16 protein-coding genes are annotated in these 17362 nt (G+C 71.2%); 7 read left to right on the plus strand and 9 right to left on the minus strand.

Annotation, left to right across the window (positions count from 1 at the left end):
* Positions 1–9: 9 nt before the first annotated feature.
* Positions 10–795: a WecB/TagA/CpsF family glycosyltransferase gene (locus tag LPA41_RS19640; protein ID WP_229072092.1), complete on the minus strand. Its 786-nt coding sequence runs from the start codon at positions 793–795 to the stop codon at positions 10–12.
* 62 nt (positions 796–857) lie between these two features.
* On the opposite strand from LPA41_RS19640, the gene LPA41_RS19645 reads away from it, so the two are divergent.
* From LPA41_RS19645 to galT, 4 genes are all read left to right on the plus strand, one after another.
* Positions 858–1790, plus strand: coding sequence for a sulfotransferase (locus LPA41_RS19645; protein WP_308036582.1), 933 nt, complete (start codon positions 858–860; stop codon positions 1788–1790).
* Complete coding sequence (locus tag LPA41_RS19650; RefSeq protein WP_229072094.1) at positions 1790–2704, plus strand: glycosyltransferase family A protein; 915 nt, start codon at positions 1790–1792, stop codon at positions 2702–2704. Before LPA41_RS19645 ends, LPA41_RS19650 begins: the two co-directional genes overlap by 1 nt.
* Before the next feature lie 118 nt (positions 2705–2822).
* Positions 2823–3599, plus strand: coding sequence for a DeoR/GlpR family DNA-binding transcription regulator (locus LPA41_RS19655; RefSeq protein ID WP_229072095.1), 777 nt, complete (start codon positions 2823–2825; stop codon positions 3597–3599).
* On the plus strand, positions 3596–4687 hold the full coding sequence (gene galT / locus LPA41_RS19660; RefSeq protein WP_229072096.1) for a galactose-1-phosphate uridylyltransferase: 1092 nt from the start codon (positions 3596–3598) through the stop codon (positions 4685–4687). The genes LPA41_RS19655 and galT overlap by 4 nt, the downstream gene beginning before the upstream one ends.
* Positions 4688–4739: 52 nt before the next feature.
* On the opposite strand, the gene LPA41_RS19665 is transcribed toward galT, so the two are convergent.
* A complete protein-coding gene (locus LPA41_RS19665) occupies positions 4740–5957 on the minus strand; it encodes an NADP-dependent isocitrate dehydrogenase (RefSeq protein ID WP_229072097.1) in 1218 nt (405 codons plus the stop codon).
* Positions 5958–6139: 182 nt separating this feature from the next.
* Positions 6140–6805 carry a hypothetical protein gene (locus tag LPA41_RS19670; protein ID WP_229072098.1) on the minus strand — a complete coding sequence of 222 codons (666 nt, stop codon included), beginning with the start codon at positions 6803–6805 and terminating at the stop codon, positions 6140–6142.
* 171 nt (positions 6806–6976) lie between these two features.
* Here LPA41_RS19670 and LPA41_RS19675 point away from each other — a divergent pair, with 171 nt between their 5' ends.
* A complete protein-coding gene (locus tag LPA41_RS19675; protein ID WP_229072099.1) occupies positions 6977–7858 on the plus strand; it encodes a DUF559 domain-containing protein in 882 nt (293 codons plus the stop codon).
* Positions 7859–8107: 249 nt separating this feature from the next.
* On the opposite strand, the gene purH is transcribed toward LPA41_RS19675, so the two are convergent.
* The 6 genes from purH to LPA41_RS19705 form a co-directional block, all read right to left on the minus strand.
* Positions 8108–9673 carry a bifunctional phosphoribosylaminoimidazolecarboxamide formyltransferase/IMP cyclohydrolase gene (gene purH, locus LPA41_RS19680; RefSeq protein ID WP_229072100.1) on the minus strand — a complete coding sequence of 522 codons (1566 nt, stop codon included), beginning with the start codon at positions 9671–9673 and terminating at the stop codon, positions 8108–8110.
* Positions 9670–10287 (minus strand): phosphoribosylglycinamide formyltransferase, encoded by a 618-nt coding sequence (purN, locus tag LPA41_RS19685; protein WP_229072101.1) that lies wholly within the window; start codon positions 10285–10287, stop codon positions 9670–9672. Before purN ends, purH begins: the two co-directional genes overlap by 4 nt.
* A 173-nt stretch (positions 10288–10460) precedes the next feature.
* Positions 10461–11921 (minus strand): DUF6350 family protein, encoded by a 1461-nt coding sequence (locus LPA41_RS19690; RefSeq protein WP_229072102.1) that lies wholly within the window; start codon positions 11919–11921, stop codon positions 10461–10463.
* A gap of 106 nt (positions 11922–12027) precedes the next feature.
* Entirely contained in the window at positions 12028–12909 is an 882-nt protein-coding gene (gene sucD, locus LPA41_RS19695) for a succinate--CoA ligase subunit alpha (RefSeq protein WP_229072103.1), read from the minus strand.
* Between the two features lie 4 nt (positions 12910–12913).
* A complete protein-coding gene (gene sucC, locus LPA41_RS43305; RefSeq protein ID WP_229072104.1) occupies positions 12914–14092 on the minus strand; it encodes an ADP-forming succinate--CoA ligase subunit beta in 1179 nt (392 codons plus the stop codon).
* Positions 14093–14751: 659 nt separating this feature from the next.
* Positions 14752–15156 (minus strand): cobalamin B12-binding domain-containing protein, encoded by a 405-nt coding sequence (locus LPA41_RS19705; protein WP_229072105.1) that lies wholly within the window; start codon positions 15154–15156, stop codon positions 14752–14754.
* A gap of 413 nt (positions 15157–15569) precedes the next feature.
* Between LPA41_RS19705 and LPA41_RS19710 the strand changes: the two genes are divergently transcribed.
* Together LPA41_RS19710 and LPA41_RS19715 are read left to right on the plus strand one after the other, a co-directional pair.
* Positions 15570–16316 carry a M23 family metallopeptidase gene (locus LPA41_RS19710; RefSeq protein WP_229072106.1) on the plus strand — a complete coding sequence of 249 codons (747 nt, stop codon included), beginning with the start codon at positions 15570–15572 and terminating at the stop codon, positions 16314–16316.
* Positions 16317–16478: 162 nt separating this feature from the next.
* The gene (locus tag LPA41_RS19715; RefSeq protein ID WP_229072107.1) at positions 16479–17357 is read left to right on the plus strand and encodes a M23 family metallopeptidase; all 879 of its coding nucleotides are present in this window, start codon (positions 16479–16481) and stop codon (positions 17355–17357) included.
* Positions 17358–17362: the final 5 nt, after the last annotated feature.

The raw sequence follows: 17362 nt of genomic DNA on the forward strand, positions 1-17362 counted from the left end.
CGGCGGCGGCTAGCTGCGGCTCCGGGGGGCGCGGGCCAGCAGCCGCAGGGCATAGGGCGCGTCGTGCCGGAGGTAACGGCCGGCCAGCCGGCGGGGTTCGGCGCCGAGCCGGTGCGCCCACTCGAGACCGGTCCGCTGCATCCAGCGCGGTGCCCGGTGCACATCACCGGCGACGAAGTTGACCGCGGCGCCGCAGCCGATGAACCAGGTCGCCGGCAGGTGCTCGCGGAGCTTCTCGATCACGCGTTCCTGCTTCGGGAAGCCGAGCCCGACGAAGACCAGGTCCGGCTGCGCCTCGATCACCTCGGCGCGGAACCGGGCGTAACCTGCCGCCCGCCGCTCGAACCCGAAAGGCGGGCTGATCGCACCGGCGATGCGCAGACCGGGGCAGTCCTCGGCGAGCCGCGCCGCGGCCCGGGTCGCGCCGGGGGCGGTGTCCGTGGTGCCCGGCGCCCCGCCGACCACGAAGATCGACCGGCCGTCCCGGCCGAGGCCGCGGGAGAGGGACCAGATCAGGCTGCTGCCGGCCACCCGCTCGGGCAGTGGCGTGCCGCCGAGCCGGCTGGCCCAGATCAGCGGCATGCCGTCGGCCACGATCAGGTCGGCGTCGTCCAGGTGCCGGCGGGCCCGGGGGTCGGTCGCGGCGCGCCGCAGGATGTCGATGTTCGGGGTGATGATGCGCCCGCCCCGCCCGGCGGTGAGCGCGTCCCGCACCACGGCCACGACCTCATCCTCGGTGATCGGGTCGATCCCGGTGCCGTCCAGGTGGACGCGGTCGAAAGCCTCGATAGTCACCTAACGCCTCCTTTTGCCTGCTTCACTCGTTACCAGAGCGAAACGAGCGAAGGTGAGCCAAAGTGGCACATGTTCTTTTTTTAGGCGGATTGGGGCGCAGCGGAACCACGCTCGTCGAACGCCTGCTCGGGGAGCTGCCCGGGATGTGTGCCCTCGGCGAGGTCGTGCACCTTTGGCAGCGCGACATCCGTGACGACGAGCGCTGCGGCTGCGGTTCCCGCTTCTCCGGCTGCGCGTTCTGGACCCAGGTCGGCGAGCGGGCCTTCGGTGGCTGGGGGAACGTCGACGTCGACCGGGTGCACCAGCTGCGCGAGTCCGTCGAGCGGACCCGGCACATCCCCCGCCTGGCCTCGGCCACCACCGCGACCGCCGAGGTCCGCGAGTACGCCTCGTTCTACTCCCGCGTCTACGCCGCCGCCGCCGAGGTCTCCGGCAGCCGGGTGGTCGTCGACTCCTCCAAGCACTCCGCCCTGGCACACGTGCTGCGCTGGGCGGACGACATCGACCTGCGCGTGGTGCACGTGGTCCGGGACGCACGTGGGGTCGCGTACTCGTGGACCAAGCGGGTGTCCCGCCCGGAGACCGACGGCACCGAGGAGATGACCCGGTACTCCCCCGGCCGCTCCGCGCTGCTCTGGAACGCGCACAACGCCGCGTTCGGCCTGCTCGCCCGCCGGGGCGTGCCGGTGCGCCGGATCCGCTACGAGGAGTTCCTCGCCGACCCGCGCGCCGGACTGATCCGCCTCGCGGACTTCGCCGGAGTCCCGCTGCACCCCGACGACCTGGCCTTCCTGCGGCCGGGCCAGGCCGACCTCAAGGCCGGGCACAGCGCCGCCGGAAACCCGATGCGCTTCACCGTCGGGCGGTTGCCGCTGCGCCACGACGACGCGTGGGTGAACGCCCTGCCCAGCTCGCAGCGCCGGCTGGTGGGCGCGGTCTGCGGTCCGATGCTGCGCGCCTACGGCTACCCGATCAACGTCGCACCGGAGGCATGATGAACTGGCCGTCCGTCGGGGTCGTCATCCCGACCCGCAACCGACCCGAGCTGGTCCGCCGCGCCATCGCCGCCGTCCGCGAGCAGCGCTATCCGGGCGAGATCAAGATCGTGGTGGTGTACGACCAGACCGAACCGGACTACCTGCTCGCCTCCGCCGACGGCATCGGGGTCCTGGTCCTGACGAACTGGCGCAGCTCCGGGCTGGCCGGCGCCCGCAACACCGGGCTGCTGGCTCTCGACACCGAGCTCGTGGCGTTCTGCGACGACGACGACCGCTGGCTGCCGGACAAGCTGCGCCGCCAGGTCGCCGCGCTGCTCGCCGACCCGGACGCCGAGTTCGCCACCTGCGCGATCGAGGTGGAGTACGAGGGCCGGACCACCGCACGCCTGGCCGGTCGCAGCCGGGTCACCGTGGACGACCTGGCCCGCTCCCGGATGGCGATGCTGCACTCGTCGTCGTTCCTGATCCGCCGGGACGCGCTCGCCGAGGACGCCGTCGGCCTGGTCGCCGAGGACGCGCCGGGCAGCCAGAACGAGGACTGGGACCTGCTGCTGCGGGCGGCACGCCGGGCGCCGATCGTGCACCTCGACGAGCCGCTGGTCCAGGTGCTCTGGGGTCGCACCTCGCACTACGCGTACGAATACGCCACCAAGATCTCTTCGCTGCGCTGGATGATGCAGCGGCACCCGGAGATCAGCGGCTGCCGGCCCGGTGCGGCCCGGGTCTACGGGCAGCTGGCGTGCTGGTCGGCGGCGACCGGGAACCGCAGTCAGGCGTGGCGGTACAGCAAGGAGGCGGTGCGGGCGAACTGGAAGGAACCGCGTACCGCCATCGCCCTGGCCGCGATGACGGGGGCGGTGAAGGTGGAGAACGTGCTGTCCGCCCTGCACAAGCACGGCCGAGGTATCTGAACTCACTCTTCCGAACCGAGCCGACCGCAAGGTAGTGTTCGAGTGTGTTCGAAATAGTTCGGTTCCCGGCGGCACTAGCGACAACGTCGGCGGTCTTGAAGACGTCGGTGCTCCGCTGATGCTCGCGCAGCAGCGGCAGGCCGCGATCCTCGACCGTGTCCGCGCCACCGGTGGCGTGCGGGTCAGCGAACTCGCCGCGGAGTACGGCGTGTCCGACATGACCATCCGCCGCGACCTGGAGGCGCTCGCCGACCGGGGCCTGCTCGCGAAGGTACACGGCGGCGCGACCACCGTCAGCCCTGGTTCCGCGCACGAGCCCGGTTTCGCCGCGAAGTCGGTGCGCCAGCGCGACGAGAAAGCCGCGATCGCCATGCGGGCTGCCGCCCTGGTCTCCCCCGGTGACGCCATCGCACTCTCCGCCGGCACGACCACGGCCGAGCTGGCCCAGCGCCTCGTCGACGTGCCGTCGCTGACCGTGGTGACCAACTCGATCCCGGTCGCCGACGTCTTCTACCGCGGCGGCCGTCCCGATCAGACGGTGGTGCTGACCGGCGGCACGCGAACCCCCTCGGACGCGCTCGTCGGCCCGGTCGCGGTGGCCGCGATCGGCACACTCCACCTGGACCTGCTCTTCCTCGGCGTGCACGGGATGAGCGAGCGCGCCGGGTACACCACGCCGAACCTGATGGAGGCCGACGCCGACCGCGCCCTGGTGCAGGCGTCCGAGCGCCTGGTGGTGCTCGCCGACCACACCAAATGGGGCACCGTCGGCATCTCCTCGATCGTTCCCCTCAGCCGCGCCGACGTCCTGATCACCGATTCCGGTCTGGACGAGGAAGCGCGAACCCTCCTCTCGGAAACCGTTCCTGAACTCGTGGTGGTGAACCCCCAGTGACACCGATCCGCTCGACCGTCCAACTGTCCGACGGCCGGGAGTTGATTTACTTCGACGAGACCGCCGACAGCGGCCGCGCCGCGTACCCCGACACCCGGCAACTCCCCCCGCCGCCGCACGCCTCGCAGTTGCGCTACGACCCGCTGGTCGACGAGTGGATCGCGATCGCCGCGCACCGCAACACGCGGACCTTCCTGCCGCCGTCCGACGCCTGCCCGCTCTGCCCGACCACCGAGCGGTTCGCCAGCGAGATCCCGGCACCCAGCTACGACGTCGTGGTCTTCGAGAACCAGTTCCCGTCGTTCAGCGACCGGATCGCCCCCGACGAGATCACCCAGGTGACCGATCTGGTGCCGGTCCGTCCCGGCCTGGGCCGCTGCGAGGTGGTCTGCTTCACCAGCGACCACAACAGCGCGTTCGGTGCCCTGCCGCCCGCCCGGGTGCGTACCGTCGTCGATGCGCTCGCCGACCGTACCGCCGCGATGTCGCAGATGCCGGGCGTGGCGCAGGTCTTCCCGTTCGAGAACCGGGGCGTCGAGATCGGCGTGACCCTGCACCACCCGCACGGCCAGATCTACGCCTATCCGATGGTGCCGCCGCGGACGGCGGCGATGCTTCGCGCCGCCGCGCGGCACGCGGAGAAGACCGGTGGGCGCAACCTCTACGCGGACGTGCTCGCGGCCGAGCAGGCGGCGAAGGTACGGGTGGTCGCCGCGAACGAGCACTGGACGGCGTACGTGCCGGCGGCCGCCCGCTGGCCGTTCGAGGTGCACCTGGCCCCGCACCGGCAGGTCCCCGACCTGCCGGCCCTCAGCGACGCCGAACGTGACGCGTTCGGGCCGCTCTACCTGGACGTGCTGAAGCGCTTCGACGGCCTCTTCGGCAAGCCGATGCCCTACATCTCGGCCTGGCACCAGGCCGTCGTCGGCGAGGGCCGCGACCTGGGCTACCTGCACATGCAGCTCTTCAGCATCCGCCGGGCCGCCGACAAGCTGAAGTTCCTGGCCGGCTCCGAGTCCGCGATGGGCGCCTTCATCAACGACATAGTCCCCGAGAACGCCGCCCAGCTGTTGCGCGAGGCCGCGTAGGAACGAAGAAAGGGGGACCTCTGCCGAGGTCCCCCTTGTCCTTACTTCCTGGTCAGACCGCGAGCTTGCGCGCGAGGTTCTCGTCCAGCGCGTTCATGAACTCGTCGGTGGAGAGCCACGGCGCGTCCCGGCCGATCAGCAGGGCCAGGTCCTTCGTCATTTGACCGCCCTCGACGGTCTCGATGCAGACGCGCTCCAGCTTCTCGGCGAACTCGGTCACCTCGGGGGTGCCGTCCAGCTTGCCGCGGTGCTTGAGGCCGCCGGTCCAGGCGAAGATCGAGGCGATCGGGTTGGTGGAGGTCTTCTCGCCCTTCTGCCACTGCCGGTAGTGCCGGGTGACAGTGCCGTGCGCGGCCTCGGCCTCGACGGTCTTGCCGTCCGGGGTCATCAGCACCGAGGTCATCAGGCCGAGCGAGCCGAAGCCCTGCGCCACGGTGTCGGACTGCACGTCACCGTCGTAGTTCTTGCAGGCCCAGACGTAGCCGCCCTCCCACTTGAGCGCGGCCGCGACCATGTCGTCGATCAGCCGGTGCTCGTAGGTGAGGCCGGCCGCCTTGAACTGGTCGGCGAACTCGGTCTCGAAGATCTCCGCGAACAGGTCCTTGAAGCGGCCGTCGTAGGCTTTCAGGATCGTGTTCTTGGTGGAGAGGTAGACCGGGTAGTTGCGGGCCAGGCCGTACCGGAACGAGGCGCGCGCGAAGTCGCGGATCGACTCGTCGTAGTTGTACATCGCCATGCCCACGCCACCGGCCGGGAAGTCCGAGACCAGGAACTCCATCGGCTCGGAGCCGTCGGCCGGGGTGAACGTGACGGTCATCTTGCCGGCGCTCGGCGCGACGAAGTCGGTCGCCTTGTACTGGTCGCCGTGCGCGTGCCGGCCGATGATGATCGGCTTGGTCCAGCTGGGTACCAGCCGGGGCACGTTGCTCATGATGATCGGCTCACGGAACACGACGCCGCCGAGGATGTTGCGGATGGTGCCGTTCGGCGACCGCCACATCTTCTTCAGGCCGAACTCCTCGACCCGCGCCTCGTCCGGCGTGATGGTCGCGCACTTGACGCCGACGCCGTGCTGCTTGATGGCGTTGGCCGCGTCGATCGTCACCTGGTCGTCGGTCTCGTCACGGTACTGGATCGAGAGGTCGTAGTACTCGAGGTTCACGTCGAGGTACGGCAGGACCAGCTGCTCACGGATCTGCTTCCAGATGATCCGGGTCATCTCGTCGCCGTCGATCTCGACGACCGGGTTCTTGACCTTGATTTTCGCCATCGGCCGGCGCTCCTCTCCCGAAACACACGCTTAGCAGTACGAGCGTACTGCCCGCCCGTCGACACTCACCGGGCGGCCCCGGACCGCCACACCCCTCCACCATTCCAGGCGAGCCGGATCCGGCAACCCGATCAGCGATTCCGGCACGTCACAGCGTGACGCTCAGACCCGTACGCCGGTGCTCACAAGCTCAGCAACCGCCAAGCGTGGCGGGTGCGCCAGCTCTCCTCGCCCGCCCGGAACTCCAGCAAGAACCGGATCGCCTCCGCGACCTCCGGGGTCTCCGCCCGGACGTGCTCGCCGTCCCGCCCGGCCCGGTGCTCCAGCGCGTAGACCCCCGGCGGCGCACCCGCGCTCGCGCCGTAGCCGACCTGCGCGAAATGCCCGTCCGAGCGCTCCAGCAGCGCGTAGAAGTTGTCGCTGCCAAGGCCGCGCGCCGCCCGCTCCAGCTGATCGTCGTCCGGGTCGTGCACCATCGGCCAGTCCGCCGAGGTCAGCGTGAAGGCGGCCCGGTCACCCGGCGCGTTCGGGTCCAGGATGTGACTTCGCGGCTCATAGCAGACGAGACCGTACGCGGCCGCCAGGTCCCGCACCGCCTCACCGAACTCACCGGCCCGTGACCACACGCAGGACAGCGCCAGCACGGCGTCGGACTCGTTCGGCGGCCGGTCCCAGACGCCTTTCCCCACGTCACTCAGCGGGAAGCGGCGCAGCAGCTCGGCGCGCAACGCTGACACCGACTCGTGCGGGGTGAACATCTGCTCGTCCGCCCAGCGGCGCACCTTCGCCTCGGCGATATCCGCGCTGATCGGCGCCGGCTCGTGCCACACATAGAGTTCGAAACTCATCGGCGCTCCCCACGGCACATCGTCAACGCATCGACAGCTGTCAAGATCGACCGTAATCCCCCTGGTCAAGCGCGTCAACAGTTCCTTTCCCCAGGTTGTCCACAGCCCGGCCGCCTTCGCTTGTCCACAGCCCGCCCGCCGGATCATGTGCCGGTCCGCCATGCTCACCCGGTGCCGCCGACCAGCCGAATCCCGTCCCGATTGACAGGCGTGCCGTTCGTCGGCGCCGAAGCCGTCCACGCCGGCCTGCTCACCCCGGCGATGCTGCGAGGCCCCGCCTGGCGCAGGCTGTTCCACGGCGTCTACCTGGACCGGGCCACCGAGCCGGACCACCGGACGTGGTGCGCGGCCGCCGCGCTCCGGCTACCGCCCGACGCCGCGATCGGGGGCCTCAGCGCCGCACACCTGTGGGGGGCCGTCACGATCCCGGCCGACGCGCCGGTCGTGGTCGTGGTGCCCCGGGACCGCGCGCTGCGCCCCGAGCCGCGGATCGCCCCGCACCGCACCGAACTGGAGCCGGCCGACCTCACGACCGTCGGCGGCGTACCGATGACCACAGCCGAGCGAACCGCCTTCGACGTGGGCCGGCGCTGCGACCTGGTCGACGGCGTGGCCGTCCTCGACGGCCTGCTCCACCGCGGGACCGTCCGGCTGGGCGAACTCCGCGCCATGTCGCTCCGGCGGTACACCTGGCACGGCAGCAACCGGCTGTCCTCGGTGATCCGGCTGGCGGACGGCCGCGCCGAGTCGCCGATGGAGACGCGGCTCCGCCTGCTGTTCACCGGCGCGGGACTGCCGGCGCCGATCCCGCAGTTCGAGGTGCGCGCCGGGGACGGCCCTCTCATCGGCCGGGTCGACCTGGGCTGGCCGGAAGCCCGGGTGGCCGCCGAGTACGACGGCGATCACCACCGGGACCGTGCCGTGTTCCGCAAGGACGTGGCCCGCCTGAACGCGCTGCGCATGGCGGGGTGGACGGTGCTCCGATTCACGGCGGACGACGTCTACCGGCGGCCCCGCGAAACGGTCGCGATGCTCGCCACCCTCCTCCAGTGACCGCAGCGCCCGCCCGTCCAGCCCACCCGATCCCCCCGCCCGCCGGCGCCCGCCCGGCCCCCGACCGGCCCGCCCGACCGGCCCGCCCGCCCGCCCGCCGGATGTTGATCTGCTAGCGACGCAAAATCGCGGTGATCATGCCTCGATCACCGCGATTTCGTAGCGCTAGCAGATCAACTCACGCGTCCAGCGACCCGTGACCCACCCCGCCGGGGCCGCCCGCGACCAGCCGGCGGACCCGTGCCGGGCTCAGTGGTAGAAGTGGCGCGTACCCGTCAGATAGACCGTCAGGCCTGCCTTCTCCGCCGCCTCGATCACCAGGTTGTCCCGGATCGAGCCGCCCGGCTGCACCACCGCCGCGACACCGGCCTCGATCAGCACCTCGAGTCCGTCCGGGAACGGGAAGAACGCGTCCGACGCCGCCACGCTTCCGGCGGCCCGGTCGGCGCCGGCCCGGGAGACGGCCAGTTTCGCGGAGTCGACGCGGTTCACCTGGCCCATGCCGACTCCGACCGTGGCGCGGTCGGCGGCCAGCAGGATCGCGTTGCTCTTGACGCTGCGGATGGCGCGCCAGGCGAACGCGAGGTCGGCGAGCATCTCGGGCGACGCCGGCGCACCGGTGGCCAGGGTCCATCCGGCCGGGTCGTCGCCGGGGGCGTCGATGCGGTCGGCTTTCTGCACCAGGTAGCCGCCGCCGACCTGCTTGACCTCGGCGGGCGGCGGGTTCCAGGCCGGCGCGACGAGGACGCGCAGGTTCTTCTTCTCCTTGAAGAGTTCGAGCGCGCCCGGCTCGTACGCGGGTGCCACGATCACCTCGGTGAAGATCTCGCCGAGTTGCTCGGCGAGTTCCCGAGTGACGATGGAGTTGACCGCGACGACGCCGCCGAAGGCGGACACCGGGTCGCACGCGTGTGCCTTGCGGTGCGCCTCGGCCACGTCGGCGCCGACGGCGATGCCGCACGGGTTGGCGTGCTTGATGATCGCCACGCAGGGCTCGGTGAAGTCGTTGGCGCTGCGCCAGGCCGCGTCGGCGTCGACGTAGTTGTTGTAGGACATCTCCTTGCCGTGCAGCTGCTCGGCCTGGGCGAGACCGGCGGGCGCGGCGGGGTCGACGTAGAGCGCGGCTTCCTGGTGCGGGTTCTCGCCGTACCGCAGCGCGTTCTCCCGGCGCAGCGCGAGCCCGGTGAACTCGGGCCACTCGGCGGGCGCCAGGGTGGTGGCGCACCAGTCCGCGACGGCGACGTCGTACTCCGCGATGTCGGCGAAGGCGCGGGCGGCGAGCAGCTTGCGCTGCGTCAGCGAGAAGCCGCCGTTCCGCACGGCTTCCAGGACCAGGGGGTACGCGGAAACGGCCGTCACCACGGCCACCGAGGCGTGGTTCTTGGCGGCGGCACGCACCATCGCCGGCCCACCGATATCGATCTTGGCGATGCACTCCTCCTCGCTCGCACCCGAGGAGACCGTCTCGGTGAACGGGTAGAGGTTGCTCACCAGCAGGTCGAACGGCTCGATGCCGTGCTCGCCGAGTTCCCGGACGTGGCTCTCCAGCCGCATGTCGGCGAGCAGCCCGCCGTGCACGCGCGGGTGCAGCGTCTTGACCCGGTCGCTGAGGATCTCGGGGAAGCCGGTCAGTTCTTCGACCCGGGTCACCGGCACACCGGCCTGCTCCACGGTCGACGCGGTCGAACCGGTCGAGACGATCTCCACACCGGCCTCGTGCAGGGCCTGCGCGAGTTCGACGATGCCGTCCTTGTACCAGACGCTCAGCAGCGCCCGCTTGATCGGACGACGCCCCTCGTCAGAAGAGGTGGTCACGGGATCCGTACCTTTCTGTCCTCGATGGTCCAGCCCTCCCGGACCAGCCGGCCGACGTACTCCACCAGCTGGGCCCGTTCGGCCACCTTGATCCGCTCGGTGAGCGAGTCCTCCGTGTCGCCGTCGAGCACGGGGACGCTGACCTGGGCGATGATCGGCCCGGTGTCGACACCGGCGTCGACGAAGAAGAGCGTCGCCCCGGCGATCTTCACGCCGTACGCGAGCGCGTCCCGCGGCCCGTGGATGCCCGGGAAGGCGGGGAGCAGCGCGTTGTGGGTGTTGACGTACCGGTCGCCGAACGCGTCCAGGAACTGCTTGCCGACCAGCTTCAGGAAACCGGCCGAGATGACCAGGTCGGGCCGGTGCTCGGCGACGTGCGCGGTGAGCGCGGCATCCCAGTCGTCGCGGGTCGGGTAGGCCTTCACCGAGTCCACGAAGGTGGGGATGCCGGCGGCGGTGGCGTGCTCGAGACCGGCGATGCCGTCCCGGTCGGCGCCGACCGCGACCACCTCGGCGCCGTAGGCCGGGTCCTTCGTCGCTTCGAGAAGAGCCTGCAGGTTGCTGCCCGATCCGGAGATGAGGACGACCAGGCGGGCGGGCGCGGGGTCAATCACCTGTGCACCCTATCGCCGCAGCACGGACCGGGCGTCAACGGGTCATTTCCCTGCCGGACGACCCGGCGGGCGGCTTTGCGGGACAGCGGCGCAACGATCCAGCGACGGGCGACGGCCCGGCGCGCCCGAGGCCGGCGGCGCAACGCTCCAGCGACGGCCGACGCGCGGCGGGCTCAGGGACGGCGGCCCGGCGCCGGGGGTCGCTGCGGTCCGAAGACCCGGGCGACGGCGGCGCCGGCCAGCACCGAGACCGCGGCGACGGCGGCGCCGACGAGGCCGACCAGCAGCGGGTCCGGTCCGATCTCGGCGAGCCGCCCGGCGCCCATCGAACCGCCGGACAGCCAGGCGAACAGGCTCAGCGTGCACCCGGCGACCGGGCCGGCGAGCAGGCTCGCACCGATCAGCAACGGCCAGGGCGGTCCGTCCGGTCCCGGTGCGCCGCGCCGCGCGGTCCGGCGGCCGGCGTCCCGCCCGGCCTCCCGTCCCGGGTGGCGGAGCCGCTGGGTGAGCAGCCAGCCCGCGGCGCCGCCGGCGATCACCGGCAGGAGCAGCAGCGCCGCACCTGTCGCGCCCATCGGGCCGGCGGGCAGGCCGGCGGCGAGCGGCAGCATGGGCAGCGGGCCCACCGAGACCTCGGTGAGGCTGACCGTCGACCCGGTGCCGAGCGCGAAGCCGGGACCGAGCAGGTAGGCGGCGGCCCAGATCGAGGCGTTCACCGCGTACCCGATGCTGATCACGGTGATCCCGGCCTGACCGGCCACGCCGGTGCGGTAGGCCGCGATCATCTCGGCCGCCTGCCCGGCGCCGAGGGCCACCGAGAGCCCGCCGGCGACCGCGCCGGCCCCGAGGATCAGGAACGCCGCGACCAGCCCCGCCCGCGCGCCGTGCCGCAGCACCGGGGGCGAGCGCCGGGCCAGCGTGGCGAGCGCGCCGGTGCCGCGCAGCGACCCGATCAGGGCACCGGCGAGACCGAAGGCGAAGAAGTGCAGCGCGGCGCGACCGGCCGAGATCTGGGTGCCTCGGCCGTCGGCCAGGACGGCGGTGAGCGCTCCGACCAGGGCGTACGCCAAGGCGAGCGCGCCTGCCACCCCCAGCGCGCGGGCCGCCGAGCCGGATCGCCGGGCACCCACCGCCCGGGTGACGTGCAGGCCGGCCCGGTTGAGCCGCCAGATCACCAGGAGGGTGAGCAGGAGCGGAGTGACCGCGAGCGGCCCGATCGAGGTGCCGATCGGCAGGCCGTGGCCGAGCAGCCAGCCGGCCAGCCCGGCACGCGCGGCGTCACCGAGCCCCCCGGCGCCCTCCATGGTCCGGGCCAGGCCGATCACGACCGCCACCGGCAGATAGCTGAGCAGCGCCGCCCAGAGCGTGGCGAACGCGACCGCCACGATCATCGGCGCGCGCCGCGCGGGTTCCTCGGGCCGTCGCGGGTGCGGCAGGCGGACCGTGTCCCGGCGCCCCAGAAGTTCGTCGTCGACGACGACGGTGTCCCGCCGCCCGGCCGCGTCCGGCCCGTCCTCGGCGGCGGTGTCCCGCTCGATGACCAGGTCCTCGGTGTCCCGCACCACAGACTGCAGCGCCTCGGCGACCGCGAACGGGTCTTCCGAGCCGTCTGGCCGGTCGGTTGTGCTGGGCATCGCGACTACTTTTTCACGCCGCGGCGGTTCCGGCGATGCAGAAACAGCGGCGCGCCGCCGATCGGGTCGATGGATTCCGGTCGGCGGCGCGTCATGACCTGCTGTTTCAGCTCATGACCTCACGCATGAGGCGAGCCGTCTCGCTCGGCGTCTTGCCGACCTTGACGCCGGCCGCCTCGAGGGCGGCCTTCTTGGCGTCGGCGGTGCCGGCCGAGCCGGAGATGATGGCGCCGGCGTGGCCCATCGTCTTGCCGGGCGGCGCGGTGAAGCCGGCGATGTAGCCGACGACCGGCTTGGTGACGTTGGCCTTGATGAACTCGGCCGCACGCTCCTCGGCGTCGCCGCCGATCTCGCCGATCATGACGATCGCGTCGGTGTCCGGGTCCTCCTGGAAGGCCTTCAGCGCGTCGATGTGGGTGGTGCCGATGATCGGGTCACCACCGATGCCGACCGCCGTGGAGAAACCGAACTCGCGCAGCTCGTACATCAGCTGGTAGGTCAGCGTGCCGCTCTTGCTGACCAGGCCGATCCGGCCCTGCGGGGTGATGTCGGCCGGGATGATGCCGGCGTTGGATGCGCCCGGCGAGGCGATGCCCGGGCAGTTCGGGCCGATGATGCGGGTCTTCTCGCCCTTGGCGACGTTGTACGCCCAGAACGAGGCCGAGTCCTGCACCGGTACGCCCTCGGTGATCACCACGGCGAGCGGGATCTCGGCGTCGATCGCCTCGATGACCGCGGCCTTGGTGAACGCCGGCGGCACGAAGATGACCGACACGTCCGCGCCGGTCTCCTTGATCGCCTCGGCCACGGTCGCGAAGACCGGCAGCTCGGTGCCGTCGAAGTCGACCCGGGTGCCGGCCTTGCGCGGGTTCACACCGCCGACGACCTGGGTGCCCGCGGCGAGCATCCGCTTGGTGTGCTTGGAGCCCTCACCACCGGTGATGCCCTGGACGATGACCTTGGAGTCCTTGGTGAGCCAGATAGCCATTAGTTCACTTCCCCGCAGCCGCGAGCTCGGCGGCGCGCTCGGCCGCTCCGTCCATCGTGTCCACCCGCTGCACCAGCGGGTTGTTCGCGCCGTCGAGGATGGCACGGCCCTCTTCGGCGTTGTTGCCGTCGAGGCGGACCACGAGCGGCTTGGTGACGGTCTCGCCGCGCTCGGTGAGCAGCGCCAGGGCCTGAATGATGCCGTTGGCGACCGCGTCACAGGCGGTGATGCCGCCGAACACGTTGACGAAGACCGACTTGACGGCCGGGTCGCCGAGCACGATCTCCAGGCCGTTCGCCATCACCTGGGCGCTGGCGCCACCGCCGATGTCGAGGAAGTTGGCCGGCTTGACGCCACCGTGCTTCTCGCCCGCGTAGGCCACCACGTCCAGCGTCGACATGACCAGGCCGGCGCCGTTGCCGATGATGCCGACCTCGCCGTCCAGCTTGACGTAGTTGAGGTTCTTGGCCTTGGCGGCCTGCTCCAGCGGGTCGACCGCGGACTTGTCCTCGAGCGCCTCGTGGTCGGGGTGCCGGAAGCCGGCGTTCTCGTCCAGCGTGACCTTGGCGTCCAGCGCCAGCACGCGGCCGTCGCCGACCTTGGCCAGCGGGTTGACCTCGACGAGCGTGGCGTCCTCGGCGACGAACGCCTGCCACAGCTTGACCGCGATGTCGACGACCTGGTCGGCGACCTCGGCCGGGAACTTGGCGGCGGTGACGATCTCCCGCGCCTTCGCCTCGTCCACGCCCTTGCTCGCGTCGATGGCGACCTTGGCGACCCGCTCCGGGTCCTCCTCGGCCACGGTCTCGATCTCCATGCCGCCGGCGACGCTGGCGATGCAGAGGAAGGTCCGGTTGGCCCGGTCCAGCAGGTAGGAGAAGTAGTACTCCTCCTTGATGTCGGCCGTCTCGGCCAGCATCACCTTGTGGACCGTGTGGCCCTTGATGTCCATGCCCAGGATGTCGCCGGCGCGGGCCTCGGCCTCGTCGGCGCCGTCGGCAAGCTTCACGCCGCCGGCCTTGCCGCGGCCGCCGACCTTGACCTGCGCCTTGACGACGACCTTGCCGCCCAGCCGCTCAGCGATAGCCCGGGCTTCCTGCGGGGTCTCGGCGACGCCGCCGCCCAGCACGGGCAGGCCGTGCCGTTCGAACAGGTCGCGCCCCTGATACTCGAACAGGTCCACGTGTCTCCTTTCGCTCGCGACGCCAAGCGCCGGCAAGCCGCACCGTTGCGTCCCGACCTGTGTGCGCGGCGCGTCGCAGCAGCGCCGCCAGCGTGAGGATCGTCCGACCATTCCGCCTGGTGCGAATTGGCCTTCACCCGCAGAGTAGCGACCGTTTGGTCCCCTGTGACCGCGCGGGTGCGCGGTGTGCAAGACCACACACCAGAGTGCCGAAAACGCAGCTCCGAGGGCTTTGCGGCAGTTGCGCACCGGTGTGCCTGCCGTGACCCCGCCCGACGTTGTCCACAAGTCGTCCACAGGCACCCGGCCGATCGATGCCGCCGCCACCCTGCCCGCCCGCGCCGCCAAGCACCAGCGCCGCGCCCGCACCGCCAACACGCCACCGCCAGCGCCGCCACCTCCCCGCCCGCGCCCCGCCACGGGAGAGTGAACGGAAAAAGTCCCGTGGCCGCGCGTAACTCGGCTGAGAAGGACGTCGTTGAGTGTGATGTCGGCGCGCTCAGGCGCCCGCGAGGAAACGGCCGATGCCCTGTCGGTCGAGGGGTGGCGGCGGGGCATCGCGCATAGAGGGGCCGGACGTGTGAGGGGTGCGTCCGGCCTCTCCCCTTGCGCTCGATCAGCCGGCCGACCGGCCTGCCTTCTCGCGGCTTCGCAGCAAATCAGCCCACCGGCGTCGCCACATTGGCGCGCACCCATTCGACGATGGACGCGGTGGTCGCACCCGGCGTAAATAGCTTGGCTACACCGAGTGATTCCAATTCCGTGATGTCGTCCTCCGGAATGATGCCGCCGCCGAAAACGACGATGTCGGCAGCGTCACGTTCTGCCAACAGCTCAATTACTCTCCGGAAGAGCGTCATGTGCGCGCCGGAGAGCACGGACAGACCGACAGCGTCGGCGTCCTCCTGAATCGCGGTCTCGACGATCTGCTCGGGTGTCTGGTGCAGGCCGGTGTAGACCACTTCCATACCGGCGTCACGCAACGCCCGCGCCACCACCTTGGCGCCGCGGTCGTGCCCATCCAGGCCGGGCTTCGCCACCACGACCCTGATACGTGCTTGCATGCTGACCCCTTCGGGCTCTCCAACCTCGGTGTCGGACGCCTCGGACCGGCTGCCACCGCGGTCACCTGAACGAACGGTAACCCGGAGCGACCTGGCCGGGGTACCCGTCCCCACCACCGGGTCGCCCGATAAATAGTTGCCTGGGTCACATCACTTTGTGTTCCGTTTGCCATTACCCAGGGTCGCAGTATCGCCTTCCTGGAAAGGTTACCAATTCGGACAATCACTGATCAATGCTGACCAGGAACTGTCACGAAATTGGCGCTGCGACTTGTGACCCGGCGGTCGTTTGGCTACCGTGGCCCACGGCTCTCGCACAGGTTCACCCCACAGCGGGGGCCCGGCAAACCACTGTTCACCGCTTTCGAGCGGGTGTGGCCCGCCGCCGCAATGCCAACAACGGAGGGTTGTTCGTGCGCCAGCGCTTGTCGTCTGAGCCCGATCGCTATCGCGGCCGCCGCCGCGTTCCTACCCCTCCGCGCAGCCGTTACGCCGCGGTCGTCACGTCCGCATTCGTCGGCGCCGGTGTCGTCGCTCTGGGCGCCGCCTCGAACCTTCCGGACGCCAAGGACGTCAGCCCCGACGTCCTGCAGAACCTCGCCAGTTCCCAGGTCGCGGCCGACGCCCTGCAGAGCCGTTCCGGCGACAGCGAGCGCGCTTCCCGTAGTCAGGACCGCGAGGACAGTGCCGAGGAGCTCGGCGCCGAGGTCTCCGTCGAGGACATCTACCTCCTGCCGCTGGACGACTACCAGTTCACCTCCGCCTACGGTGTCCGCTTCGGCAAGCTGCACGCCGGCATCGACCTGGCGGCCGCCGACGGGACGCCCTACAAGGCAGTCCACGCGGGCGAGGTGACGAGCGCCGGTTACAACGGTGGCTACGGCTACTCGATCACCGTCAAGCAGGACGACGGAACCGAGATGATCTACGCGCACTCCCGGCGGCTGCTGGTGAAGAAGGGCGACCAGGTCAAGGCCGGCCAGGTGATCGGCGAGGTCGGCAACACCGGTTACTCGTACGGCACGCACCTGCACCTCGAAGTGCACGTCGGTGGCACCCCGGTCGACCCGATCGTCTTCCTCCAGGAACGCGGCGTCGACATCAAGCTCCAGATCGAGTCCCCTTACGCCGGCATGGCCGCCGCCGAAGCGGCTTCCTGATAACTCCCCACCGGGAGCCCGGCCAAACGCGGCCGGACGAATCGTCTGAAACCTCGCCGGTTGCAGTCCGGTAGAACCTTCGCCCGACCCTTCATCCCTCCGTGCCCACGGGCCGACAGAAGACGTGACAACCATCGTCACGTCCGTCGGGAGGGATCACCAGTGAGGCAGCAGTCGTCATCGGGCCGGGTCGGCCGGCACCGTCAGGAACGGCTGCACAGGCATCGGGCGCCCGCCTTTCCCGCACTCCTCGCCGGCCACGGCCGCACCGCGCTCTCGGTGACCGCGCTGAGCGCCTCGATCGCCGCCGGTATCGGCGTGGCCGGGGTCGCCGCGTCCGCCGCACCCACGCTGGCCGGTGGTCCGCCCGCACACGTCACCGCGTCCCACCCGTACGTCCAGGCACCGGTCGCGGCACCGCCCGGCGACGAGGCCCCGGGCAAGCAGTTCCCGCACGGTCTCGGCGTCGCCGACGAGCCGGCCCACCCGGCCGGGGTCGCCGTGCAGCGCAAGAAGCGCCCGGTCGTCGCCGCGGTGAGCGCCACCTCCGCCGGTACGGGCGCACCGGGCCGCGTACGCACCAGTTCAGCGACGCGCGTCCAACCCGCCGCGCGCTGGGTGCACCCGATGCCCTCGGCCGGCGTCACATCCTGCTTCGGGCAGCGCTGGGGCCGCCTGCACGCCGGTGTCGACCTGGCCGCGCCGCACGGTACGCCGATCGTCGCCGTCGGCGCGGGCGTCGTGGTCGCCGCCGGCCCGGCCGGTGGGTACGGCAACGCGGTGCTGATCCAGCACGCGGACGGCTACCTCACCCACTACGGCCACATGTCGGAGATCCTGGTGGAGACGGGTCACCGGGTTGCCGCCGGCGAACGGATCGGCCGGGAAGGCTCCACCGGGCACTCCACCGGCCCGCACCTGCACTTCGAGGTGCACCAGGGGCACTACAAGAACCCGATCGAGCCGACCGCATGGCTGCGCGCCCGCGGCATCACGATCGCCGGCTGCACCACCATCGGAGGCGCAGCCCACGACCACTGAGCGCC

Source organism: Actinoplanes sp. DH11 (genome assembly GCF_020873875.1).
Lineage (GTDB): Bacteria > Actinomycetota > Actinomycetes > Mycobacteriales > Micromonosporaceae > Actinoplanes.